Source organism: Stenotrophomonas sp. 3diitr2024, assembly GCF_042136455.1.
GTDB lineage: Bacteria > Pseudomonadota > Gammaproteobacteria > Xanthomonadales > Xanthomonadaceae > Stenotrophomonas > Stenotrophomonas sepilia.
In genome coordinates this window covers 1-3,169 of record NZ_JBHHMJ010000637.1, presented here as the reverse complement: position 1 = coordinate 3,169, position 3,169 = coordinate 1, and the positions used below count along the sequence as shown (strand labels likewise).

Annotated in this window: 2 protein-coding genes; one reads left to right on the top strand and one right to left on the bottom strand. The window is 67.9% G+C overall.

Going from position 1 to position 3,169, the window contains the following annotated elements:
- Nucleotides 1-163: 163 nt before the first annotated feature.
- Nucleotides 164-652: a bacterioferritin gene (gene bfr, locus ABGA94_RS16525; RefSeq protein WP_005415872.1), complete on the bottom strand. Its 489-nt coding sequence runs from the start codon at nt 650-652 to the stop codon at nt 164-166.
- A 123-nt stretch (nt 653-775) separates the two neighbouring features.
- Here bfr and ABGA94_RS16520 point away from each other — a divergent pair, with 123 nt between their 5' ends.
- Entirely contained in the window at nt 776-3,103 is a 2,328-nt protein-coding gene (locus ABGA94_RS16520; protein WP_375367812.1) for a penicillin acylase family protein, read from the top strand.
- Nucleotides 3,104-3,169: the final 66 nt, after the last annotated feature.

Genomic DNA, 3,169 nt, shown 5'->3' with positions numbered 1-3,169 from the left:
TTTCGTCGAAAACGGATCTGACCCCAGGCACGAAAAAGCCGGGGCATTCCCCGGCTTTTTCGTTGTCGGCTGGCTGGCGGTGCTCCGGTGCTGGCGGGCGACAGAACGCTGTACTGCTGGTAGAGCCGAGCATTGGCTCGGCTCTACAAAAAACGATGCCCGCTCAGTGCGCCGGGGCGCCGCTGCCGTCGATCTTGCTCAGCTGGTACAGCTCCAGGCCGATGCGCTTGATCAGGCCCAGCTGCTGTTCCAGCCACCAGGCGTGGTCTTCTTCGGTGTCCTTCAACTGCGCCAGCAGGATGTCGCGGCTCACGTAGTCGCCCTTCTCCTCGCACAGCTTCATGCCGGCGGCGAGATTGTTCCGAACGGCGTATTCAGTGTCGAGATCCTTCTGCAGCATCTCTTCGACGGTTTTGCCCGGCTCGGTGGCATGCGGGCGCATGTCCGGGTCGCCGCCCAGGAACAGGATCCGGCGCAGCAGCGCATCGGCGTGCTGGGTTTCCTCTTCCATCTCGTGGTTCAAGCGTTCGTAAAGTGCGAACAGGCCCTGATCCTCGTAGCGGCGGGAATGGATGAAGTACTGGTCGCGGGCAGCGAGCTCGCCACGCAGCAGTTCCTTCAGGCAGGCGATGACGTCCGGGTTGCCTTTCATGGGGGGCTCCTGTGAATCGATATGGCATAGGGTGCCGCATTTCAGAATACGGTGATCTAATCGGAATCAGTCGCAGTTGCGCCTGCGGCTACAATCGGCCCACGAGTTCGGAAAGGACGTGCGATGCGACGTACATGGCGTTGGGTGCTGGGCGTATTGATCGCCATCGTCCTGGTCACCGCCCTGGTGCTGTGGCTGCTGCTGCGCGGCAGCCTGGCCGATCTGGACGGCGAGCATGCGTTGCCGGGACTGGCCAGGCCGGTCACCCTCGAACGCGATGCGCTGGGCGTGGTCACCATCACGGCCGGCAGCCAGGCCGACGCGATGCGCGCACTCGGCCGCGTACACGCGCAGGAACGCTACTTCGAGATGGACCTGATGCGCCGCAGCGCCGCCGGCGAACTGTCCGCACTGTTCGGACCGAAGGCCATCGACGCCGACAAGCGCATGCGCGTGCACCGTTTGCGCGCACGCACCGAGGCACACATGGACGCTGCATTGGGCGACAACGGCGATGCCGTGCGCGCCTACGTGGACGGCGTCAACGAAGGCCTTGCCGACCTCTCCGTGCGGCCGTGGGCGTACCTGCTGCTGCGGCAGTCACCGCAGCCTTGGCAGGCCAGCGACAGCGTGCTGGCCGGGCTGGCCATGTACGCCGACCTGCAGAATCCCGGCAACCAGACCGAGCTTGCGCTCAGCCGCATCCGTGCGGTGGTGCCGTCGGCGCTGTACGCACTGATCGCCCACGACGGCACTGAATGGGATGCACCGCTGTTCGGCGAACCGACCGGCAACGCCACGCTGCCCGATGCCAGCCAGCTGGACCTGCGCACGCTGAAGGGAAAACCGGGCACCGGGCAGGAAGAAGCCGACGCCGTCGGCAGCAACAACTTCGCGGTGGCCGGTGCGCTCACCGCCGACGGCCGCGCCATTGTTGCCGACGACATGCACCTGGGCCTGCGCGCACCCAGCCTGTGGTTCCGCGTGCGCCTGCGCTACCCCGACCCGCAGGCCGCTGGCGGCCAGGTCGACGTCACCGGCTTCTCGCTGCCCGGCCTGCCGGCCGTGATCGTCGGCAGCAACGGGCACGTGGCCTGGGGCTTCACCAACAGCTACATCGACACCGCCGATTACCGCTCGGAACCGGCCAATGCCGAGGTGACCGTGCATGAAGAGCGGATTGCGGTGGCCGGCCAGGCCGACGTGCTGTTCCCGGTACGCGAAACCGCCTGGGGCCCGATCCTGCACGCCCATGCCGATGGCAGCGGTGACGCGCTGCGTTGGGTCGCCCACCTGCCCGGCGCGGTGCGGCTGGACTTCGGTGACCTGGCCCGCGCTGGCGATCTGGACGCTGCACTGAAGTTCGCCGACCACGCCGGCATTCCCGCGCAGAACCTGGTGGTCGGCGACCGCAGCGGACGCATCGCCTGGCGGCTGATCGGCGCCCGCCCGGATCGCGGTCCGGGCTGCGCGCCGGCCGGCTTCAGTGCCGGCAACAACCAGGACTGTGCGCCGTGGCCGATCCGCAGCGATGCTTCACCGGCATTGATCGATCCTCCCAACCACCGCCTGTGGACCGCCAACGGCCGCGTCCTCGACGGCGAGGCACTGGCCAGCGTCGGCAACGGTGGCTATGACCTGGGAGCACGGGCGCGGCAGATCCGTGACCTGCTGGCGATCCAGGAGCGCTTCGACGAGCACGACCTGCTGGCGATCCAGCTCGACGATCGCGCGGTGTTCCTGCAGCGCTGGTGGGCCCTGCTGCACGACGTCATCGAGCGCAGTGACGACCCTGCACTGAAGCGTTTGAAGGAGGCCAGCCATCAATGGGACGGCCGTGCCTCGGCCAGCTCGGTCAGCTACCGGGTGGTGCGCGAGTTCCGTACGCAGGTGATGAAGACACTGTCCGATGCACTGCTGGCACCGGCCAATGCGCAGCTGGGCGATGACTATCTGGAGCCGCGCCTGGCGCAGCTGGAAGGCGTGGCCTGGCCGATGCTGCAGCAGCGGCCGGCCAATCTGCTGCCACCGGCCTTCGACAGCTGGGATGCACTGCTGATCGACGCCGCACGCCGTACCGAAAACGAGCTGACCAGGCAGGGACCGCTGGCCAAACGCAGCTGGGGCGAACGCAACACCGCGGCGATCTGCCATCCCATCGCACGGGCGCTGCCGGACATCGCCAAACGCTGGCTGTGCATGCCGGCCGACCGCCTGCCCGGCGACCGCGACATGCCGCGCGTGCAGACGCCGGGCTTCGGTGCTTCCGAGCGCATGGTGGTTTCGCCCGGGCACGAGGCCGACGGCATCGTGCATATGCCCGGCGGCCAGAGCGGGCACCCGCTGTCGCCGTACTGGGGCGCCGGCCACGAAGACTGGGTACATGGGCGGCCGACGCCGTTCCTGCCCGGCAAGGCGCAGCACACCATGACGCTGGTGCCAGCGCGGTAGTGCCGGCCGCTGGCCGGCATCCATGCAGGTGCATCCAGCATCATGAGGTTGCCGGCCAGCGGCCGG

Coding starts and splice junctions, on each gene's coding strand:
- ABGA94_RS16520 (WP_375367812.1), top strand. CDS start 776: ATGCGACGTACATGGCGTTGGGTGCTGGGCGTATTGATCGCCATCGTC.
- bfr (WP_005415872.1), bottom strand. CDS start 652: ATGAAAGGCAACCCGGACGTCATCGCCTGCCTGAAGGAACTGCTGCGT.